The sequence below is a fragment of the Hydrogenivirga sp. 128-5-R1-1 genome (genome assembly GCF_000171895.1).
In genome coordinates this window covers 39,328-59,174 of sequence record NZ_ABHJ01000005.1, presented here as the reverse complement: position 1 = coordinate 59,174, position 19,847 = coordinate 39,328, and the positions used below count along the sequence as shown (strand labels likewise).

Sequence of the window (19,847 nt, the reverse complement as noted above, 5' to 3'; positions counted from 1 at the left end):
TATTAGAGTTAGGGATTAACTCCCACCTTGAAGTCCCTGTGTAGAGACTTGAAGATAGGAGTGCCCCCGGAGGGGCGGGAAGTCAAAAGAGCGAATAATATAGCTTAAAAACTTCCTCATCAGCCATTTCTTTTATCTTTCTTATCATCTCCCTCCTTAGAGTTTCTATGTCTATTGTGTCTTCTGGGATGTAGATGATTGTTTTTTCCCAGTCGGCGTAATCCTCCCACGAGCAATAATACCTCTCGTAAACTACTACCTCCTTGATCTCGTTCGGCTCAATATGCAACTCTGGAAGAGCTTCACCGATTGTTTTGGGCTCACCTTCCTCCCGATCTGGTTCGTGATTACTGCCAAACTCATACCTTTCGTGGTATATAGGGAGATCTATTCTGTCTCCGTTCTTAGTATAGATTGTTACTTCCCATCTTTCATATCGCTCTCCTGCAGAGCTGTCGTAGGCATAGATACTTCCAGCGTCAAGCCTAAGAATATCCTCCAAGCTGGCTTTTACAACTTCCTGCTCTTGCACCATGATACACCTCCTTTCATTAGAATTCCTCCCGCCGAGGGCGAGCGGAAGGTAGTTAGCCCCGACCCGAAGGTCGCCCTCTGGGGCTGGAGTGGGTTAGACCTCTACAAGCAAGAACTTGTAGAGGTTTTTGGAAATGATCTCCTTCAGCTCCTCTTGGCTGTAGATCTGTCCCTCTTGGGGACGCTTAAAAAGTTGAAACACAAGAACAGCATCATTACAGTTGGGTTCAACTGTTACTGGATCCCTGTTTGGTTCTTCGGGAAGACGGAGGTTCTTAAGCATCTCCCTCAACACCTGTAGCGTGGATGCGTGACCTATGCGGAAGGATATATAAGCTCCTCCCGCCTCCTCTGAAATAATTAAGCTTTCTGCCTCTTTGGGGGAGGGAACTTCTTGCACCTTGATGGTGCAGGGGAAGTCCTTAATCATGGACAAACTAAAGGCGTTGGTCACATAAAGAGAGCGATACTTCATGGCTTAACCTCCTCTTGGATTTTTTAAATCCCAACCCCCGGAGGTTTAGAAGCTGGGATTTAAAACCGAATAGACAGACTGAGAGCTTTAGGGTGGTGTCTTCCTCCTCTCAGTCTCTTTGGAATGTCCTTGCGGACAAGTATAGTTTAGGTCTTATACACGATGGTGTCAAGTTTGGCTCTGATGGCATCTGCCTATGGAAGTGATATATTAGAAATCAGGTATGTCAGGTGTTAAGGAAGAGAAGGAGCTCTGGCAGGAAGTAAGAGAAGTAAGGCAGGAAGTTAATAATTTTCGTAAGGAGACCTATGAGGAGTTTAAACAGGTTAGAGAAGAAATACATAGGGTAGAGGTCTCCTTAAGGGAAGAATTAAATCGTATTGATAAGAAGTTTACCACCCTCATGCTAATAGTCATCTTCCTAATCATCTTCCTCAACCAGAACGCCCTTGAATTCATCTTCAGAGTGTTCGGACTCGTGAAGTGAAAAAGTTATTCATATAAGAGAGAAATTTGAGCAGGTTTACCCCAAAAGGTAATTTTACCCTTGACACTTTCAATAATCAGGTATTAACTTTGACAATAAGACTACTTGAGGGGTGAGCTATGAAGTTTTTTGGGAGGAAGAAGGAAGAGGAGAGAGTTAATAATCCTTCTGATGGTGAAAAGAAAAAGCTAAGCAAAGAACAGGAAGAAGCTGGCAAGGCATTTATGAAAGCAATACTTGGCGATATGGCAGATATGATATATGAAGAAGAACAACCCCAAGAGCAACCGCAGGCTCAAGCTCAGGAGACTCAAGAGGTGAAAGAGGTAAAGGGAGAAGAGGAGAAGAAAGAGGAACTGCCCAAAGACAGGGACGAGGTACTTATAGAGATACTCAAGGAGCTGAAGGCTCTTAACTCTAATGTGAAGGCTGTGATAGTCAGGATGGATGCAGAGAGAGAAGAAAACAGACAATTCAGGGAGCAAGTTATAGACCTTCTGGGAGAGCAAGTCGCCAAACCCTTCTAAGCCACCCTACCCACTATGAACTCACTCCTGTCTATGTTATTCAGTATCTTGCCTGTGGTAGCGTTGTAAATCTGTCCCTGAGTATTCACGCTCCAGCCTCTCTGGGATAAGGCTGTGTAGTCATACATATTACCCTTGACATTCCCTATTATCAGGGATTATTTTTGGTAATAAAACCATTTGAGGGGTGAGTTGTGAAGTTTGTAAAAGAAGCTGTTGAAAAAATAGAAGAGATGATAGAAAGGGATAAGGGGGAGATAATAGAGGAAGAGAACCTTCCTGAATGGGTAGGGATATACACTCTACCTCAACCGCCTTCCGGCAAAAGCGTGGCAAAAACATTTGGGCTTATTTACGTATCTGAAACCATGTCCTCTCCCAACAGGGATGGGGCTAAGGAGTTGGTAGATAAGGTAATCAGAAAACTTATAAGAGAAGCAAGAAAAAAGGGAGCCAACGCATTAGTGAATGTCAAGATTGAAGCAGGTTCTTACGCTTATGCTGGTGCAGAGTGGGTGGTGCTACACCTGATAGCTTACGGGGAAGCTGTGTTTATTGAGGAGAGTGGTAGAAGGGAAAGCCAGATTTCCGATTGTTGATTAGCCTGTAAAATAGCTTTTACAAAAACTATTGAGGAGTGAGGCATGGACGCAAGAGAAAGGATAGATAGGATACTTGAGGGAAAGGAGGACGATAGGCTGTTTGGGAAGGAGAGCGGACAAAGAGACAAGAATAGAACAACAGAAGATAAAGAGAGGGTTGAAAAAATAAAGGAGCAGAAGGTAAAAGACGGCAGAACGTATACTGTAACAATAAACGGGTATAAATTAGAAGTGCCAGAGGGATTTGAAGTAGTGATAGATAGAGAGAAAGTTGTAGTTAGAGAAAAGGAAAGCAGCGAAATTGTGGATATAGTAAGAGAAATCTTGAAAGAAGTAAAAACAATGAATGAAGAGGGGATTGAGGTAACTGGTGCAATTGCAACTATTTAAGAGTTTACCTATTGAATAAAACCTTTTGACAGCGAGCAATTTCTTTGGTGTTATTTTCTATTAAGTGTTTTGAGGCTTCTCTTATGTCTCGGATTTTGCTACAAGCTTTGTATATAGATTTACCATGCTTTTCTGTTATTCCGTTGCATAGGGGTGAATAGATGTAGGCTCTGCTTATAAAAAAGTATCCCTCAAGTAAGTTCTTGCACGCAGATTTAAGCACGCTGCCCGACATAGGAAGGTTAGCTATTGCAATAGCGGCTGGGTCAAATACAAACCTTCCTGCTCCATATAGAGATTGTAAAGCCCGAATGCAAAGTATCATATCTTCCTTTTTCTTTGGAGGGCATAGTTCTCCGTAAAAGATGTAAACTTTATCAGCTAAATTTGTAATGATAGGTTCTTTCTTTAGTTTCAAATCTTCTTTAGTAAACCAATCAAGTTCAATCTCAAGAGCACTTATATAGGAGCCAAGAACCCTCCTGCAAGCATCTATATCTTCCTCTTTATTACACTTATAAGCAAGGCTATGTTCTTCACCAAAAATGTGCGTAGTGAAAACCCAAATTACAAGCAACAGAACCCTTTTCATTCCTATCCTCTCCTGACTGTATATTTTAGCCCCAAGTAAAGATTAGGGTGCACCTATGATGGTGTCATTATCTTTCACACGATACTTATCCCATTCAAGATGGGACTTTTCTCTAACTTCTGTGTCAGTAGTAATTCTTTTCGGCCCAGTAGCATCCCCCCCATATACGTCATAATTACCCTCGTACATATCTCTCGCTATGTTAAATGCTCTTCCATCCTTATTTTTACTTATCTCCCCTATCTTGGCTTTTATTAGCTCTTGTGCCTTGTCTATGTTTCCTTGTGATTGGTTTATGGCAGCATCAAGAATATTCAAGCTTCCTTTAGTTCTCATAATATTCATCCACCTTTCTCTCATCCCTTTAATAATATTAGGGTCTATGTAATTAGCCTTTTGCACATTAGGCAATCCTTCCACAAACTCCTCATACTCCTTTAGTTTATCCTCGTTAGTTATGAGTCCCCAGATGTCACTTGCAGCTACACCTAACTTGGAAAGGGTAGAAACATCAGCGTAAAGTTCATTCTCCGCCGATGTAATCTTGCTGGCTATTTCGTCTCGCTGAGCTTTAAGTTCAGCAAATTTTTGCTCAAAAGCATCTCTTTGTCCATACAGTCCTGCAAGTTCCCTGAGGTCATTATTAAATTTACTCATATCGTCCTTAAAGGTCATAAAGTCCTTATTTCTTGCATACTTGTCATAAAGCTGTATCTGGACATCTGTCCCTGATCTTTTGTCTTTGAACTCTTGATTAAGTTCTTCTCGCCTATCTTCTATTGTCTTAGTGGTGTTTCTATATGCGGTTCCCGCATCCTTAGAAGGAGCTTTAACTTCTACATTCCTCGCACCATAGCCTTCCTTTTTTGCTTCTCCGGCTGCTTTCCTTATATTTTCTGCATTTGCATCGGGTTTAGTTATGTTCTTGTCTTGCATAAACTTATCCATCACCTTATCCATTATTCCCATCACCAAATTACTGTCTCCCTTGCCCTCTCCCGTTAAGGTAGAAAGGTATTGGGATTCTTTCTGGAGCTGTTGTATCTTTTGCTGGTATTGGGCTTTTTCATCTTCCGAAAGGTCGTTTGACTCCACTAAGCTCTGGAGTTGTTGTATCTGTTTATTGACAGATTCAAGCCTACCTTGAACTGTCCGAGGGTTAGAGATAACATCAATTGCCCACTCTGTTGCTTTTCTTACATCACCACCGAACAGGTCGTCTGCCACCGATTGAAGAAAGAGATGTGCGGCCTCTGCGACTATTTCTCTTGAGTTTTGTTTTGTATGCTCAAGTTTGTTCCTCAAGGTATCTTCAATTTGAGCCACATAGGAACCTACCCTTTTCCTGAAATTTTGTAAATCTTCCTTAAAATTGGCGTCTGTATAAGTTTTATCAGTTATCTTCTCCATAGAATCCATAAAATCTTTATTCTTCCCGCTGACCGTTGTCTTCCATGCTTCCTGGACTGATTTCCACTCATCTTCAGTCCTCTTAAAAAACCAATACTGTCCCTTAGAGTCTTTTACAACCCATCCTTCCCTTGTCATGAAAACTGTATCCACACCGACATTAGCGGGCAATTTGAAGGGGAGTTTTCCCTGTTTCAAGAGGTTCGGTAGTCCAAGTTTTATAGCTCCCTTTGCCCTTACTTCCTGTTCACTTATTCTTGTTCCATCTTTTCTTACGTGTCCTTCCTTTCCAAGCTGCTCCAGTGCTTTAGCACCTACATTCTTGATAAGTTCCTTTCCAAATGTCCTCTCGTTCTCGTTTGCCTGTCCCTTACCTGTGGAAATATCCCATGAGTAGCCAAAACCTGTGGCAAATGTGTTTGTACTTGTATTTGCAAGTCCATCCTCCTTCCTAAGCGCCTCTTGGACTTTTTGAGCAGTTTCAATAGATTCAGAAAGTTGCTGAGCAAACCTCTCCATGTACCTCGCCATGATGGGGAGGTCGGCACGGGTTGTCTGCCAGCTCTGCCCTCCATCATTACTGACCGCTTCAGCTTTAGCCCCTCCCTTCTCGTAGGTCATCCACAGCTTTCCATCTTCACCTCTCCTTATAGTTACCTGTGCTCCCGTATCTTCGTCTATACCCTTTACAGACGCCACCTGCCCATTCCTCATGGTCACCTGAGCGTTGGTTAGTCCCGTCATCTGCCCGCCCGTTATCTTCTTCAGAGCCTCAGAGGTGGTGGCAAGGGCAGTCCCGTTCTGAAGCCTCCACCCGTCACCATCTCTTTGCCACACTCCACTTCCCGAATAACTACCCGCCTCTACCTTTCCCGTAAACGAATTCCCGTCAGGAGAAAAAGAACCGTTCAGCTGGGCACCGCTTACCGGGTCTCTTACGGCAGCCTGGCTTTCAGTCCAGTTATTCCTGTTCACTATCCCCGAAGTAAACACGTCAGAGGTCAGTATCCTGTCCGTAAAGGTGTTCATCCTTATGTTGTTTATGCCCACCTCTCCTGCCTTAAAGGAACCGGTAGCCGCCTGAGCCACCGCACCCGACGAAGCACCCGACACCACACCCGCTCCGCTCCCCGCAAGGGAGTTCATGGTGTACACGGAGAACCCGCCCGCTATAAGGAGGGAGAAGAAAGGTATGCTCCAGTAATACTGACCCACCATATTGGCATACCTCATGACCTCAGAGGATATGAGGCTCTGTTTGTAAAGAGCCATAGAAGACCACCCGCTCCCTAACAGGTCCTGGAGAAGACTTCCCGTCTTCACCATCACTATCATGTTCAGCACGACCTCAACTATGTGCCAGAGGGAGAGCCACAGGAGGACTGTGGTTATGCCCGTGAGTATCACCCTCCTTGAGTAGAGGAAGCCCCCGAGCATAAGGAGTATCACCACTATGGGGACGGAAGCGACCGTTATGACGGTCATTATCCCCTTTATGACGGGCATATAGCTCCTTGCAAGGAAACCGCTGACCGCCCCCTGGGAGGCAAGCTGACGTTCCGCAAGGGCTGTACCTACCGCAACCTGAGAGGCGGAAACTCCGTTTGCCTGAAGCCAGCTCGTCTGGGCTATGAGAAACTGATTCATGAATATGTTGTGCATGAGAAAGTCCTGAGCACTCCCCGTATAGCCGAGAAAGTAGGTCAGGCTCTCGTTCAGGACGGGGGACAGCCTCGCCCCCAGACCCGTGACCTTCTCAAGGAAGGCGAAAGCCTCTCCCGTAGTAGGGTTCACGTAGGCGTTCATATCGGCGATTATGTTCCCCAGAGCTGTCTGGCAGTCCAGGACGAGGAGGTTGTTGGAAGAGTCCCTGTAGGTGGTAGCGAGGGCTGGGTTAACGTTATTGAGCTCCGCCACAAAGTCCCCGTTCAATAGGTTATCCCTGCTTATGTCCCCTGAGAGTATGGCAGGGACTACACAGTCCACAGAGAAGTTGTTTATGTTGCCCATGAGCCTCTCGTCCTTAACCCTGAAGTCCACAGCACTCTTGAGAGCCACTATCCCCGAGAAGAATCCCGTATCGGTGTAGCTGATGTTGTTGGGGACACCGAAGGTAGTCTCTATCAGCTCCCCCATCTTCAGCTCAAAGGTGGAGAAGAAAGCCAGAGGCCACGCCACGCCTATGGGGACGTTGGTCACCACCTCGTTGTTGCCGGTAGTCCTGTCGTGGACTGTGACGGTGGTGGTGATCTTCACGAAGGCAAGAAATATCATGTAGCTGGCAAGGAAGTAGGTTACGGGATACCAGGGGTTCCTCAGCCCCGCCTCAAGGGCTATGCCTCCTTCTCCCGAAGCCCTACCCCTTATCCATGCCATTATTATCACGCTCGTGCTTATCAGTATCGCTATCTTCAACCAGGTCACATACTCAGCCTGAGTGACGAGCATGCTGATGCCGTTAAGAACCCATGCAAGTATGTCTCCATAACCCCAGGCGTAAACTGTGTTCATAACTTGACACCTCCGTGTATCAGTGGTATATTCACTAAAATATACACCACTTTGGAGGAAAAGGGAAGATGAGTATTGAGGTGGTCAGTAAGGAAGGTTTACTCCTTGAGCTTCTGCGGAAGGGGGCAAGCCTGTACGAGATAGAGAGGGAGATGGGGCTCTCTCCCGCAGAGGTGGTCAGGAGCATCCTTTCTCTCGGGGACGAGGCACCCAGGAAGATACCGAAGGTTGATATGTACATATACCTGCACGAGAGGGGGCTGAGCAGGGAAGAGGTCATGGAGGCTATGGGGATTGACAAGGACAAGTATTACGACTTCCGTGTGAGGGCTATTGAGAGGAGGGGATACCGACTTCCCAAGAAGAAGGAGACGAGGGTACAGGAGCTTATCAGGTACCTGAGGGAGGGACTTGATATAGATGAGATAGCGGAGAGGATGGGGATTGAGAGGTTCTCCGTCCTCCAGATAGTATCACGGGCGAAGAGGGAGGGTCTCGTGGAGACTTCGGGCAAGGGGAAGACCTACAGGGTGTTCCTTACCGAAGAGGGCGAGAAGTTAGCAGTTTAAAACCTTTTCGGAGGTTAGAGGTATGGAAGAGTTAGCCAGGACACTAACCCTTTTTGAGGGCTCAGACCTACTCTTCATGTCCTACGGCAGAGAAAAGGACGGGGAGTACCTGCCCCACTCGGAGGCACTCAGGGTCACACCGGAGCTCCTGACGGAGGCGGTAAAGAGCACTCCCCTCCAGCCCAACGACTTCGGGATAATGCCCTTCAAGTGGAAGGCGAAGAGCGAAGAGGACATAACCTATATGCTTTTGGAGAGGAAGCTCTCAAGGTGGACGGAGGGGGAGCTGTTTTCTCACGGCTACATACTCATAGACAGGGTGCTGGTAGATGTGGACTTTGAGGAGCTGAGTGAGGAAGATGCCCTGAAGAAGGCTCAGGAGCTAAAGAAGAAGGGGATAGGGAAGGTAGGCTACACGGGAGGAGGTCTCCTCGTAGTCCTTGAGCTGGACGATGCGGTGAAGGTAGAGGACAGGGAGACTTTCAGGAGCATAAGGGAGAAGCTCCTGAAGGGAGTGAGGAAGGTTCTGGGTAAGTTTGACGAGTCCTCCTTCAATCTCGGCAAAGGTGTGAGGCTCATAGGCACCCGTTCAAGGAAGAGAGGCACGGATACGAAGTGGCTGATATGGGAGGAGGGTAAGAAGTTTGACCTCTGCGAACTCGTCTTAGGTGTGAAGAGGGAAGTCCTCTCGCAGGCACCTGTGGGTTTGAAAAACAGCCTCAGAGAGAAGTTTGGCATAGAGCTGAAGGGTAGTGTGAAGAAGGTCACACCGGAGGAGGTCTTTAAAAGGGCGAGGGAGTTTTACGGGGAGCTGGACGGACAGAGGAACGACTTTATGCTCGGACTTGCGGGGGAGATGTACTCCGCAGGCGTGGATAAGGAAGAGGTCATAGAGCTCTACTACGAGCACCTCTCAGACCTTGAGAAGAGGGAGAGACCCCACACGAGGATAAAGCAGACGATAGAGTGGGTCTATAAGGAGGGGAAGACCTACTCCTTGAAGGGGGACTACCCTTCCGACTTCCTTTCCCTTGTGAAGTCTCTCAGGGGAGAGGAGGTGTCCCTCAGCTGGAGGGATTTCGGGAAGGCGGTTCCGCCGAGCCTGTTTGTAGAGCTCCTCAAGCTCTCAGGGGAGGAAGTTTACGAAGATCACAGGGGCATATTCCACCTGCCTTCGGGCTTCCTCTACTCCACCATGAGAGCCACCTACGTCGTGGAGGATGAGGATGGTAAAAAGAGGGAGGAAAAGGGGGAGACTAAGGTAGGGGTTATACTTGAGCTTCCTCCCTGTCTTGAGAGAGCCCTCAGGGAGTATTCTACCGTAGAAAACGGGGAGACGGAGTGGTACGTGACCAACCTCCTCTACACGGCGTTCATGATGCCGTCCTCTTCGTGGGAAGTCCTCTATTCGGACTTTCCCCTCAAGGAGCTTACCGACAACCCCTATGCGGAAGCGGTAGTGCTCATGACCACCTGCAAGGGCATAGGCAGAGGGGAGATAAAGACCACGAAGGCTAAGAAGAAGGTGGAGGGTTCTGACGCCCTGTGGGGTCTGGTCAGGTGCAGCAACCCTCTGCTAAAGAGGCACTGCACCGAGACCTGTCCCTATTACAGGTTCAGGGACTCGCTCCCGAGAGTGGAGAACAAGAGGGTGGACGTCAGGACAGGAGACGTGGTGAAGGCTGAGGTGGTGATAGAGGGGGACAGGATAGAGGTGGACGGTAAAGTCCTATCCTCCTTCAAGACCTTTTCTTCATACCTTGAGAAGAGAGGGCACTTCCTTTCCCAGATAGCGAGGGAGTGGCTCTACGTGGAGGCTGTTAAGTTCTCCTGTGCCGAGTACGTGGACGAAGAGAAGGAGAGGACTCTGGGAGAGATGAAGGAGGTGCTTGAGGTCTATGGGAGCGTCTTCATAGAGACCGTCAAGGACGGGTACCTCTGGATAAGGGGAGAGAAGTTCATAGACCTGCTCAGGGAGATAGGGATAAGTGCGGGCAGGAGGAATGTGGGGGAGATAAGGAAGAATCTCGGGTTCCTCGTTAAGAGGAGAGCCGCCGGTAACTATACCCTAATACCCGTATCTACCTTCCCCGAAGAGTCGGTGAAGACCATGTTTGCCCACGTAGGGGACAGGCTTGCGATTCAGCTTTTCGTGGAGAACGTGCCCGTAGAGACTAAGGAGAGCCTTACGGAGGAAGAGCTGGCGGATGAGGATTACGTCCTGGGCAGGAAAGCGTATGTGGTGGTGAACAAGGAAAGGGTCAGGCTGTATTACATGGGACAAGAGAAGGACGTGGAAGACCCCTATGAGGTGAGGATGTGGGTGAAGCAGTTACAGAAGTCTAACCCTGTATTGTGATGTGGTATGTGCTGAAGGTAAGGTCTGGGAAGGAAGAAGCCCTGAAAGAGCTTCTGGGCAGAGACTTTGAAGTCCTCTACCCTTCCCGGAAGAAGCTTAACGTGTATGTAAACGGAAAGAAGAGGTACAGCTTCTCCCTGTCAAAGGACAAAGACATAAGCGTGAGGGGAGTGAACATAAGGATAAGGGACGGAGAGGTCTTCACCGACAACAACCACCCTGACGTCAGAGTAGTTATCTCCGACGGGGAGTCTCCTTTAAGAGGCTACCTCTTCGTAAAGGGGAGGTATGAAGACATACTCTCCAAGACCGAGAACCTCCTTGACGTTGTAGGCTTCCTTATTATGGGAGGCAAGGTCAGGACTCTCACGGACGAAGAGGTCTCAGACCTCCAGAAGAGGGTGGAGAAAGGGGAGAGGCTCAAGACTCTCCTGCCCGAGAGAGGCATGAGGGTAAAGGTAGTCTCAGGAGAGTGGACAGGAGCCGAAGGAGTCATAGAGGAGGTCTATGAAGACCTGAGCCTCAAACTAAAGCTGAGACTGTGGGATAAAACCTTCACCGCCATCCTGCCCCTTGAAAGGGTCATCCTCCTGTGAAGTTTATCTCCACTTAAGTGGAATTAAAAACTCACCTTTATCTCCACTATCTCCACCCACTCCTACCTAAGTGGAGATAAAACTCTCTGCACCCCATCTTCCACCCAATCTCCACCTTAACCTCAGTGGAATTAAAACTTATTTCCACTATCTCCGTTATCTCCACCTTTGTGGAATTAAAACATCAGCCTCAGTATAAGTGGAATTAAAATCTCCACATAAGTCTTCCGTCCGGAAAGTTTATCTCCATTATCTCCACCCACCCCCATCTTAGTGGAATTAAAAACTTTCCCTCGTCTATCAACAATTTACACCTTTAGTGGAGATAAGCCCCATAGCTTTTTCACCACACTCGGCTTCCGTGTAGAGGGTTTTTCTCCATTAATGGAATAAACGAAGAGTTTATCTCCACTGAACTTTTACTCCATATATCAAAGACTTATGCGTCTTAGTGGAAATAAAGACCTGTTTCCTGAAATAATCTCACCTCCTCAGAGTGGATCGGACAGGGACAATTCTATGGCGTGGTCTGAAATACACCCCCTTTATCTCCACTAAACGCCTTCTTTTAATCATAAGTTATTGATATACTGCATAAAATCTTAGTGGAATTAAAATTCTCTTACCTCCACCTACTTCTGGTTTAATTCCACTAATGGAAGTGAACCTCTCCGCCCTTACGGACGGAGCTTCCGGTAGAGATTGCTCCCACCCGGAAGACCCGTATGGGATTCCTGCTTCAACGAGGGATGGCTAACACCTCCTTCTGAAGGTGCCCCGCCAGTGCTCTCTCCACAGGCGTAAGTTCGGGTCGCTCCGACCCTACCGCCCGTCAGGTGGGCGAGACCTTTCTTTAGTATGTTCACGCTTGCGTTGTAATCCCTGTCCATCACAGTCCCACACTCAGGACACCTGTGCAACCTCTCGGCTAAGGTCTTGGGAACTCTAAATCCGCACACAGAGCAATCTTGCGTCGTGTAGGACGGGTCAACCCTTACCACCCTTGCCCCTGCCGTTACAGCCTTGTAGGTAGCAAAGGTGATAAGTGTCCCCCATCCTGCATCAAGTATTAGCTTGGCTAAGCTACTATTTTGAACAAGCCCTCTTATGTTCAGGTTTTCAAAGCTTATATACTCGTAATTGTTTACAAGGTGTCTTGAGAGCTTGTGTAGAAAATCTCTTCTTGCATTCCTTATCTTCTCGTGAACCTTAGCTGCTCTCTTTCTCTGTCTCTCCCAATTGTTTGAGCCTTTCTCCTTCCTTGAGAGCTTTTTCTGCTCTCTTTTGAGTCTTTTCTCAAGTTTTTGTAGGAACTTTGGGTGCTGTATGAACTCTCCCTCTGAGGTGGTGGCAAGGTTCTTTACTCCGAGGTCTATTCCTACCGCTTTCTCCTGAGCTTCTCTGAGTATCTGTTCAAGCTCTGACTCTACGGTTATGCACACATACCATTTGCCTGAAGGTTCTCTCTTGACGGTAACTGTTTTCGCTTTTACCCAGTCTATTTCTCTGTGAAGTCTTATCTTGAGTTTCCCGAGTTTGGGAAGGTATAGGTATGCAAACCTGTTATTTTTTCTTTCAAGCTTGATAACTTCTGTAAGCTTTAGGTCTCCTGTGAGTTTATCCTTTTGTTTCATCCATATCTGCGGGAAAGTGAAGGAGTTGTATCTGGAGAGCTTCTTTTTCTTGGGATATTTTGCTTCTTTTCTGAAGAACTTCTGGAATGCGTTATCTACTCTTCTCAGGCAGTCCTGAAGGACTTGAGAATGGACGAGTTTTAGAAATGGGTCTTTCCGCTTTAGTTCAGGTAGAGAATTCTGCTGGTGAGAGTATGTGATGGTTTTCTTTTCCTCTTTCCATGCTCTTTTCCTTTCCTCAAGGACATGGTTGTAAAGGTCGCAAAGAATGTAGAGCCAGCTTTCCATTTTATATTCCAGCAGAGCTGAAGGATAAGCTCTGAACTTGTAGGTCAATAAGAACTTAGTCTCTTCCTTGGCTCTGGACATAACGTTTTACATCTTCCAATTTTACCTGTCCTACGCTTGCTATGAAGTATGATTGAGACCAAAACCTACCACCCCAAAGCTCTTTTCTCATTACATCAGGAAACTCTTTTCTTAGCTTTCTTGACGTAACCGATTTGAGCGAATTCACGAATTTAGAAAGCGTGAGGGTTGGTTTTCCTGAGAATAGTATGTGTATGTGGTCTTTATCCGCTTCCTGCTCAATTATTCTGACTTTGAAGTGTTTAGCCACTTCTTCAACAATTTCTTTGAGCCTTTGAGCGAGTTTTCCTACAAGGACTTCCTTTCTGTATTTGGTGACCAAGACCAAGTGGAACTGAAGAGAATAGACGGAATGACAACCTTTGTCTAACTTATATTCCATAGCAATAATCTATGGTAGAACCTATCTTCTGTCAACGCCCTTCACAAACGACGCCCTGTATCCCTTCCCTTACGGAAGGGTACTTAGGGCGTAAATTTAGTTAAATGTATTTGCCCAGATGACGCAAAACCTGTTAGAAATCTTTTTGCGTCACTCATGACTCAAAATCAGTGACGCAAAGAAGGGAACCTTTTGCGTCACCCCTTATGACGTAAAAAGGAGTTTTGCGTCATTACCGTCACCTCCCCTGTCTCCAAACCACTTGACCGCCCCGAGACGCAAAACCTATAACAGGTGACGGATAAAAACCCTTTTGCGTCATAAGAACAATCCCCGCATATCAACAACTTACACATATCCATGACGCAAAAGACGGAAAATTCTCTCTTCCCACTACGTCACTCTCAGCCTTTGTGTCACTACACGAGGGAATTTTACGCCACAGGGCTTGACCCTTTGATACACAGGAATTTCCCGACCTCCCTGGGCTCTATCACATACCTTACCAGATGTACTGAAAGACCCCCTTTTTGCGTCATGAAAAACCATAAGCTATTGGTATTCGTATAAAAAACCTATGACGCAAAAACTATTTTTGCGTCACTAACCAAAATTTTTGCGTCATTTGCGTCACTGACCCTATCTTGACATAGTTATGCAGATAGGGGTATCAGTCAGCCCTTATAGGTACTTAATAAACTAAATAAGGAAGGGAAGAGGGAAAAACGTAAGACCCCTGTTTCAATCCCTTATAGGTACTTAATAAACACGACCCCGAAGATGTAGAGAGAAAGCTGAGGCTGGAGTTTCAATCCCTTATAGGTACTTAATAAACCATGAACATAGCCATCAGCCCTGATACGCAGATTTTGTTTCAATCCCTTATAGGTACTTAATAAACTGAAGTCTTCAGGGGATTTATTAACAATGTTGAAAGTTTCAATCCCTTATAGGTACTTAATAAACGCAGGAGCGACCGCAACGGTCTCCTTCACCGCTGAGGGTTTCAATCCCTTATAGGTACTTAATAAACCCGAACACAAGCCCTATCACTTCCTCGCCTCCAGCTTGTTTCAATCCCTTATAGGTACTTAATAAACTTGTGATTGTAGGCAGTGGCTCTCCGAGCACAGAAAAGTTTCAATCCCTTATAGGTACTTAATAAACAAAAACAACGAAACCAATAGCAACTGGAATAAACAACAGTTTCAATCCCTTATAGGTACTTAATAAACCAGCTAACTAATAAGCCTATTCCATTACCAAGGAACCCGGCAGTCCCGTAGGACTACATGGAAATTTTATCCCCACATCCAAGATTCGTCAAATTGAGTTCGTTCCCTGTCCATCTCCAATCCTGCAAAAACCCATTAGGATAGACAGAAGTGTTGGGAGAGCTACACTATGAAGTCTTCATGGGAGGGTTTATCTACACCTATGCTTTCGCGCTCGTAGTAGTGCTTGGTTCGGAATTTGTAGATAATTACAGAGTCGTAGTTTTCATCAAGGATTGACTTTAGCTCGTCTTTCAACATCCTGAGTTTAGCTTCACTTGTCTCTCCCTCAAATACCGAGTTCTGAACGTGGGTCAGATACCTTCTGCATATTTTAAGAGCCTTGCCGACTCTCTCTTCCTTGACATCATAGACCAGTATTACGAACATTACCACTCTCCGAGGAAAGGTGTATAAACCCCCTCTTCCATGAAGTGCTTGTAAAGCTTGTAGCATTCAACTCTTATAAGCTTTCTATACGAAACCTTTCCAAGGTTTTTATGTTTTATGGTCGTCTTTAGCTTATCTTCGTATTCCTTGACAAATATTGCTCTGCCTTTTTCGTTCAAGTATGAAAAGCTAACTTCTTCCTCAAAGTGCTTGAGCTGTATCTGTCCTTTATTAAGGAGAGAGAATATGACTCTATCCACTATGACAGGCTTAAAAACCTCTGCTATGTCAAGGTTCAAGGTAAAGCTTCTCTGATTGGTCTCGTGCAGATATCCTATACGGGGGTCAAGATGGGTTCTGTAAATCTCGCTCAGAGCGGTGGTATAGAGAAGAGAGTTCCCAAAGCTTATAAGTGCGTTGAGAGGGTTTTCTGGTGGTCTTTTGGTTCTATGATCAAAGCTAAACTCGGAAAGCTGGATTATTAGGTCAAAGGAGCTGTAATAGGTTTTTCTTATCTCACCCTCTATCTGCATAAGCTCCAGAATTGAGGAGACCTCGGAAATTTCCTTTACGGCTTCTTCAATCCTCTCAATGGAGTCTTTCAGGTTTTTGCCTCTTCTTCTGTAATACTGGAGGTTCTTGAGCATGTTGTTCACCGCACCGACCACGAAACTCTTTGCAAGGTAAATGCGACTTTCCTCGTCAAGGTAGTGCTGTGCCTGTTTCAGGATTATGTATCCTGAGTTTAAAGCCTCCCGTGGGTAGAAGCTTCCTATGTAGTATCCATAGTGGTTGAAGAAATGAACTGGTATCTGGTTTTTGGTGATGAACTCAAGTGCCCTCTTGTTTACGTCAAGCTCGCCAAAGACCTTAATTTCGGAGACCGAGTTGACGGGTATTACTCTCCTTCCCTCTTCGGTTTCCAAAGCTAAGGTGTTCTCTCTCCTTTCAAGCCTGCCGCTGGAGAAGATATACAAAGGCTTCCTCATGCCCAGCACATACTTCTATAGGCGCACTTTTTGCAATAAGGAATCTTCACCGCCGAAGGCGGTCTCTCCATTTCTAAAATATCCTCAATATTCTTTACGGTTTCCTCAAGCTCCCTTTCAAGCTCCGGTGTGAGTGAGACCTTAATCCGCTTTCTCTCCTCGGGGATAAGTAGCAATCCTTCCATGTCCACTCCCTTCTCCCTCTTCATGTAATAGAGATAGAAGGCTACCTGCATCTTTGCACTCTCAAGGTATCGGGAGCTTTTCTTTATCTCTCCTATTACTCTCCTTCCCGGGAGTATGTCTATCTTTATGGTGTTGTCTATGCTCAGCTCCTTCTTCCTGCGCTGGTAGAAAATCTCATGGATATGCCTTCCCAAGGCTATGTAGTCGCTGTCCTGCTCGGGTTCTATTCCGTGTCCTATGAGCCAGACCTCCCTTTTGCAGATGTAGTAGTACCAGATGAGAGTTCCGCCAATACTGATACCCTTTTTAGATTCCAATAAAGCTCCCTCCGGCGCTTATAAATCCCGTTCCCGGGTCGTAGTATCTATCAAGCTCTTCCGTATTGACGAGGAACATATTTAGGTCGCTGTCTAAGAGAGGTTGGTTGTCTCTAACGTTGACGGACACGACGAACTTATAGAAATCAGATTTGAGTTTTTCAAACTCTTCCTTGGCTTGAAACACATTTAATTTTTTAGCCCTTAAATCCTTCAATACTGTCTTCGCTCTTTCCCAAACCTCCACCGCTTCCTCGTTGAGCTGGATAAAGACGTCTCTTTTGTAAGGTTGGTCATCTATAAGTCTAAAGTTCCTTATAGACACGTCCTGACCTGTAAATCTGAAGCACTTAACCGCCTCAAGGATTTCTTCCGACTTATCCTTGCTCATACCTTCCCACACTTTCTTGAAGTAATCCTCTATCAAAAGGGTAAAATCTTTTTCCGACAAGCTGTCTATATCTTCCAGCAGTGTTTGGGTTATGTGAAGAAGAACCGCATCGTAAACTCCCTTTGTAAAAGGGTGCCCTTTCTCATCAACGAGCCTAACAACTCTGAACTCTCCCCTTCCCCTTGCCATGTTTCTGTTGCACCTTCCCGCAGACTGGTTAAGGGAATCCAGAGGAGCAAAATCCCTGTAAACTACGTCAAAATCTATGTCCACACCAGCTTCTACGAGCTGAGTGCTCACGACCACTCTATAGTCTCCCTTTTTAATCCTGCCTATCCTCTCCTTCCTCTCGTAGGGAACCACTGAGGTGGATAGATAACATATATCTTCCTCCAACCTTTCTCTCAGTTTTTCATAAAGTTCCTTTGAAGAGGCTATGGTGTTAGCTATAAAGAGGTATGTCTTGTCTTTCCTGAACTCTATGCCGTCTAAAAACTCATCTATCGTTTTCTCCTCAAGGTCAAAGTGTGCGGTGATTCTATCAAGGTCTTTAAGATACCTCTCCTTTGACGCAAGCTCTACGCACTCTTCCACGAGATATGGCTGTGTTGCGGTCATGAATATGAAGTAGGTGCCGAGGCTTTCGGAAACTTCCTTTATCATTTCCCTCAGCAGATGCCAGTATTTAGTGGGAAGGGACTGGACTTCGTCCAGTATTACGATTGAGTTGGCGAGCTTGTTAAACCTCCTTGAGGTAGAATTTCTGCAGGAGATAAGCGCTTCAAAGAACTGAACGAACGTAGTTATCACCACCTCCGAGTTCCACCCTTCCGTAAGAACCCTTGAGACGGAAAACTCAAACTCACCAAAGTCTCCTGCCTGCGAGAGGTGATGGTGCTTTAAAAGGAGCCTTCCGCTAACCTCTTTGAATTCCTCCTCAAGAACCCTCTCAAGCACCTCTGCGTTCTGGTCTATGATGCTCAAAAACGGCAGGGAGTATATTATCCTTGGGACTGTTCCAGTCTCCTTTACTATTGTCTTCCTCAGCTTCAAAGCAAAGGCAAAGCCTGTAAGAGTCTTACCCATGCCGGTTGGAAGGGTTATAGAGTAAAGCCTTTGAGAAGTATCTATCTTATGCTCCAAAACCTCCCTGAAAGCTTCTTCCCTTAGTCTGTTGATAGGTGAATCCTCTTTTAGATTTTTTTCTTTAAACGAAACCACCGCCTTCGGCGGTATTTTTTCTACCCTTTCCGGTCTGAAGGGTTTTGCACCTGCCTCCGTCTTATCTGAGTCAAGAATAAGAGAAAAGATATACTGAAATTTCACGAAGTCCTTTATTTCCGTTTTGCACTTCCTTACATCACGCTTTAGTCTTTTGATTTCTCCCAAAACGTCTGGCAAATTGTCCAGAAACTCTCTCTTCTTAAAGTAAACCGCATCTTTCACCGGTTCAGGCAGGTTTAGATTAGACAGAAATATATTCGCTTTGCCCTCATCTATGCTTTCTATCTGTTTTTTAAGAAACTCAAGGTCTTCATCAATTATGGACGTTTCCTCAGTAAAAGAGTAGGGATTGGTGTGGTGTCTTTTACAGGCTACAAAGGAAAAGAGAAAAAGGTGAGGGTCATCTACAAGCTCTTTGAGAGAGTAAAAGGTATAAACTCCCGAAAGAAAGGCATGTTCCTTGAGCCTATCTGTTTTAGGTCTGACGCCTTCCATTAAGGCTCTCATATACTCTTGAAAGTAAGAGGTACACTTCCCGAAGTCGTGTAGAGCCGTAGATACCGCTATCGTGGTCTTAGTCTCGTTATCCAAAAGAGGAACTTCTTCCATATAGAAGTTCATAAGCTCAAGACAGCGGTTTATATGGTCTTCTATGAAGACACTTGGGTGGGAGTATAGTTCTGACTTTGCTTGCACAGATAAACCACCTCCCCGTTTTCAAGCTCTACAAGGTCTTTAAACTTTCCGAACAGGCTTCCTCCCTCCATGTTAAAGATTACATCTTCATATCTAAGAACTTTCCTATCGGTGCACATATCGGCAGGTATGCGTTCTTTTCCTATCCTTTGCGGTCTTTCAAGGTCTATCTCCTGAACGAACTTTGTAGAAACCACGCTATCAACTCTGGCTGAAATATTAATTTTATTGCCCTCGTAAATACCTTCAAAGCTAAAATCTGCGATAAGCTCCGAAAGACCTAAGGAGACTGTGTAGTAGCTTCTATGTTCTTTGAGCAACTCCGCAAGCTCTTCAATAAAGTCCTCGTCCGCACTCAGATAAATCCTGTAAATCGGGTCTTTGATGAACTCAGCCTTTATCTGAGTCCTGAGGGTTTTGTTTACGTCCCCCTTCCTCCAGGGCACGAGGGTGGGGTCAAATTTCCCCGAGCTTCCCTTTGTAAATATGAGATTCAAGCCCATCCTGACTTTTTTGAGAGGAGCTTTTAGGGAAACTCCCACTGAAATACCTTTAGTTTTATCAAGATATTCTTCCTTGGAAAACCCCATTATCGCACCTATTATCCCTCTGATGGTAGGTGGCGGAGGGAATGGGAAACTCAGGGGCGATGATGTGGTATAGAATTTCCTGAAGTGTGCAAAGTCTCCGAAAAGGGAGAAGGATAGAACCTTCATTTCTTCAAAGCCTCCAAGAATTCATCCACAGGAATACCTATGTCTTTCAGTATCTTTCTCAGTAAGACAGGAGAGATGTCTCTTCCCTTGTGTATAGGCACTACGGTTACGCGACCATCATCGTGCTTAAAAACCTTATGGGAACCTTTTTGCCTTGCCTCTTTAAAACCGAGATTTTTCAGCGCTCGCACGACCTCATCTGGCTTCAGAACAGGTATTTTCGGCAA

The 19,847-nt window shown here is 45.7% G+C and carries 20 protein-coding genes and 1 CRISPR repeat array; of the genes, 7 read left to right on the top strand and 13 right to left on the bottom strand.

Features of this window, described 5'->3' with window-relative positions:
* Positions 1–82 precede the first annotated feature (82 nt).
* The gene (locus HG1285_RS11405; RefSeq protein ID WP_008287017.1) at positions 83–535 is read right to left on the bottom strand and encodes a hypothetical protein; all 453 of its coding nucleotides are present in this window, start codon (positions 533–535) and stop codon (positions 83–85) included.
* Between the two features lie 93 nt (positions 536–628).
* A complete protein-coding gene (locus tag HG1285_RS11410; RefSeq protein ID WP_008287016.1) occupies positions 629–1,009 on the bottom strand; it encodes a DUF1874 domain-containing protein in 381 nt (126 codons plus the stop codon).
* A 223-nt stretch (positions 1,010–1,232) separates the two neighbouring features.
* Here HG1285_RS11410 and HG1285_RS11415 point away from each other — a divergent pair, with 223 nt between their 5' ends.
* Together HG1285_RS11415 and HG1285_RS11420 are read left to right on the top strand one after the other, a co-directional pair.
* The gene (locus tag HG1285_RS11415; protein ID WP_008287015.1) at positions 1,233–1,496 is read left to right on the top strand and encodes a hypothetical protein; all 264 of its coding nucleotides are present in this window, start codon (positions 1,233–1,235) and stop codon (positions 1,494–1,496) included.
* A gap of 119 nt (positions 1,497–1,615) precedes the next feature.
* Positions 1,616–2,023 carry a hypothetical protein gene (locus tag HG1285_RS11420; protein WP_008287014.1) on the top strand — a complete coding sequence of 136 codons (408 nt, stop codon included), beginning with the start codon at positions 1,616–1,618 and terminating at the stop codon, positions 2,021–2,023.
* On the opposite strand, the gene HG1285_RS20470 is transcribed toward HG1285_RS11420, so the two are convergent.
* Positions 2,020–2,151, bottom strand: coding sequence for a hypothetical protein (locus tag HG1285_RS20470; RefSeq protein ID WP_008287013.1), 132 nt, complete (start codon positions 2,149–2,151; stop codon positions 2,020–2,022). The two genes, HG1285_RS11420 and HG1285_RS20470, sit on opposite strands and share 4 nt — an antisense overlap.
* Positions 2,152–2,217: 66 nt before the next feature.
* On the opposite strand from HG1285_RS20470, the gene HG1285_RS11425 reads away from it, so the two are divergent.
* Together HG1285_RS11425 and HG1285_RS11430 are read left to right on the top strand one after the other, a co-directional pair.
* Positions 2,218–2,622 carry a heavy metal-binding domain-containing protein gene (locus HG1285_RS11425; RefSeq protein ID WP_008287012.1) on the top strand — a complete coding sequence of 135 codons (405 nt, stop codon included), beginning with the start codon at positions 2,218–2,220 and terminating at the stop codon, positions 2,620–2,622.
* Between the two features lie 45 nt (positions 2,623–2,667).
* Positions 2,668–3,015: a hypothetical protein gene (locus HG1285_RS11430; RefSeq protein ID WP_008287011.1), complete on the top strand. Its 348-nt coding sequence runs from the start codon at positions 2,668–2,670 to the stop codon at positions 3,013–3,015.
* Between the two features lie 4 nt (positions 3,016–3,019).
* On the opposite strand, the gene HG1285_RS11435 is transcribed toward HG1285_RS11430, so the two are convergent.
* Positions 3,020–3,607, bottom strand: a complete 588-nt coding sequence (locus tag HG1285_RS11435) for a hypothetical protein (RefSeq protein ID WP_008287010.1) — start codon at positions 3,605–3,607, stop codon at positions 3,020–3,022.
* Positions 3,608–3,649: 42 nt separating this feature from the next.
* Complete coding sequence (locus HG1285_RS11440; protein WP_008287009.1) at positions 3,650–7,528, bottom strand: conjugal transfer protein TraG N-terminal domain-containing protein; 3,879 nt, start codon at positions 7,526–7,528, stop codon at positions 3,650–3,652.
* A 68-nt stretch (positions 7,529–7,596) separates the two neighbouring features.
* On the opposite strand from HG1285_RS11440, the gene HG1285_RS11445 reads away from it, so the two are divergent.
* The 3 genes from HG1285_RS11445 to HG1285_RS11455 are packed head-to-tail and all read left to right on the top strand — an operon-like array spanning position 7,597 to position 11,052.
* Complete coding sequence (locus HG1285_RS11445) at positions 7,597–8,097, top strand: hypothetical protein (protein WP_008287008.1); 501 nt, start codon at positions 7,597–7,599, stop codon at positions 8,095–8,097.
* A 22-nt stretch (positions 8,098–8,119) separates the two neighbouring features.
* Positions 8,120–10,456: a hypothetical protein gene (locus HG1285_RS11450; protein WP_008287007.1), complete on the top strand. Its 2,337-nt coding sequence runs from the start codon at positions 8,120–8,122 to the stop codon at positions 10,454–10,456.
* A complete protein-coding gene (locus HG1285_RS11455; protein WP_008287006.1) occupies positions 10,456–11,052 on the top strand; it encodes a transcription termination/antitermination NusG family protein in 597 nt (198 codons plus the stop codon). The genes HG1285_RS11450 and HG1285_RS11455 overlap by 1 nt, the downstream gene beginning before the upstream one ends.
* 677 nt (positions 11,053–11,729) lie before the next feature.
* On the opposite strand, the gene HG1285_RS11460 is transcribed toward HG1285_RS11455, so the two are convergent.
* From HG1285_RS11460 to HG1285_RS11495, 8 genes are all read right to left on the bottom strand, one after another.
* Positions 11,730–13,055: an RNA-guided endonuclease TnpB family protein gene (locus tag HG1285_RS11460; protein WP_008287005.1), complete on the bottom strand. Its 1,326-nt coding sequence runs from the start codon at positions 13,053–13,055 to the stop codon at positions 11,730–11,732.
* Positions 13,030–13,437, bottom strand: a complete 408-nt coding sequence (gene tnpA / locus HG1285_RS11465) for an IS200/IS605 family transposase (protein WP_008287004.1) — start codon at positions 13,435–13,437, stop codon at positions 13,030–13,032. Before tnpA ends, HG1285_RS11460 begins: the two co-directional genes overlap by 26 nt.
* A gap of 670 nt (positions 13,438–14,107) precedes the next feature.
* Positions 14,108–14,672: a CRISPR direct-repeat array (repeat unit 30 nt; unit sequence GTTTCAATCCCTTATAGGTACTTAATAAAC).
* A 162-nt stretch (positions 14,673–14,834) separates the two neighbouring features.
* Positions 14,835–15,101 (bottom strand): CRISPR-associated endonuclease Cas2, encoded by a 267-nt coding sequence (gene cas2 / locus HG1285_RS11470; RefSeq protein WP_008287003.1) that lies wholly within the window; start codon positions 15,099–15,101, stop codon positions 14,835–14,837.
* Positions 15,101–16,090, bottom strand: coding sequence for a type I-B CRISPR-associated endonuclease Cas1b (gene cas1b / locus HG1285_RS11475; protein ID WP_008287001.1), 990 nt, complete (start codon positions 16,088–16,090; stop codon positions 15,101–15,103). Before cas1b ends, cas2 begins: the two co-directional genes overlap by 1 nt.
* Positions 16,087–16,593 (bottom strand): CRISPR-associated protein Cas4, encoded by a 507-nt coding sequence (gene cas4, locus HG1285_RS11480; RefSeq protein ID WP_008287000.1) that lies wholly within the window; start codon positions 16,591–16,593, stop codon positions 16,087–16,089. Before cas4 ends, cas1b begins: the two co-directional genes overlap by 4 nt.
* Positions 16,583–18,904 carry a CRISPR-associated helicase/endonuclease Cas3 gene (locus HG1285_RS11485; protein ID WP_008286998.1) on the bottom strand — a complete coding sequence of 774 codons (2,322 nt, stop codon included), beginning with the start codon at positions 18,902–18,904 and terminating at the stop codon, positions 16,583–16,585. Before HG1285_RS11485 ends, cas4 begins: the two co-directional genes overlap by 11 nt.
* The gene (cas5b, locus tag HG1285_RS11490; protein ID WP_008286997.1) at positions 18,859–19,620 is read right to left on the bottom strand and encodes a type I-B CRISPR-associated protein Cas5b; all 762 of its coding nucleotides are present in this window, start codon (positions 19,618–19,620) and stop codon (positions 18,859–18,861) included. The genes HG1285_RS11485 and cas5b overlap by 46 nt, the downstream gene beginning before the upstream one ends.
* Entirely contained in the window at positions 19,617–19,847 is a 231-nt protein-coding gene (locus HG1285_RS11495; RefSeq protein ID WP_157560519.1) for a type II toxin-antitoxin system HicA family toxin, read from the bottom strand. Before HG1285_RS11495 ends, cas5b begins: the two co-directional genes overlap by 4 nt.

Coding starts and splice junctions, on each gene's coding strand:
- HG1285_RS20470 (WP_008287013.1), bottom strand. CDS start 2,151: ATGTATGACTACACAGCCTTATCCCAGAGAGGCTGGAGCGTGAATACT.
- HG1285_RS11410 (WP_008287016.1), bottom strand. CDS start 1,009: ATGAAGTATCGCTCTCTTTATGTGACCAACGCCTTTAGTTTGTCCATG.
- HG1285_RS11415 (WP_008287015.1), top strand. CDS start 1,233: ATGTCAGGTGTTAAGGAAGAGAAGGAGCTCTGGCAGGAAGTAAGAGAA.
- cas2 (WP_008287003.1), bottom strand. CDS start 15,101: ATGTTCGTAATACTGGTCTATGATGTCAAGGAAGAGAGAGTCGGCAAG.
- HG1285_RS11460 (WP_008287005.1), bottom strand. CDS start 13,055: ATGTCCAGAGCCAAGGAAGAGACTAAGTTCTTATTGACCTACAAGTTC.
- HG1285_RS11430 (WP_008287011.1), top strand. CDS start 2,668: ATGGACGCAAGAGAAAGGATAGATAGGATACTTGAGGGAAAGGAGGAC.
- HG1285_RS11435 (WP_008287010.1), bottom strand. CDS start 3,607: ATGAAAAGGGTTCTGTTGCTTGTAATTTGGGTTTTCACTACGCACATT.
- HG1285_RS11455 (WP_008287006.1), top strand. CDS start 10,456: ATGTGGTATGTGCTGAAGGTAAGGTCTGGGAAGGAAGAAGCCCTGAAA.
- HG1285_RS11420 (WP_008287014.1), top strand. CDS start 1,616: ATGAAGTTTTTTGGGAGGAAGAAGGAAGAGGAGAGAGTTAATAATCCT.
- HG1285_RS11405 (WP_008287017.1), bottom strand. CDS start 535: ATGGTGCAAGAGCAGGAAGTTGTAAAAGCCAGCTTGGAGGATATTCTT.
- HG1285_RS11450 (WP_008287007.1), top strand. CDS start 8,120: ATGGAAGAGTTAGCCAGGACACTAACCCTTTTTGAGGGCTCAGACCTA.
- HG1285_RS11445 (WP_008287008.1), top strand. CDS start 7,597: ATGAGTATTGAGGTGGTCAGTAAGGAAGGTTTACTCCTTGAGCTTCTG.
- cas1b (WP_008287001.1), bottom strand. CDS start 16,090: ATGAGGAAGCCTTTGTATATCTTCTCCAGCGGCAGGCTTGAAAGGAGA.
- tnpA (WP_008287004.1), bottom strand. CDS start 13,437: ATGGAATATAAGTTAGACAAAGGTTGTCATTCCGTCTATTCTCTTCAG.
- cas5b (WP_008286997.1), bottom strand. CDS start 19,620: ATGAAGGTTCTATCCTTCTCCCTTTTCGGAGACTTTGCACACTTCAGG.
- HG1285_RS11440 (WP_008287009.1), bottom strand. CDS start 7,528: ATGAACACAGTTTACGCCTGGGGTTATGGAGACATACTTGCATGGGTT.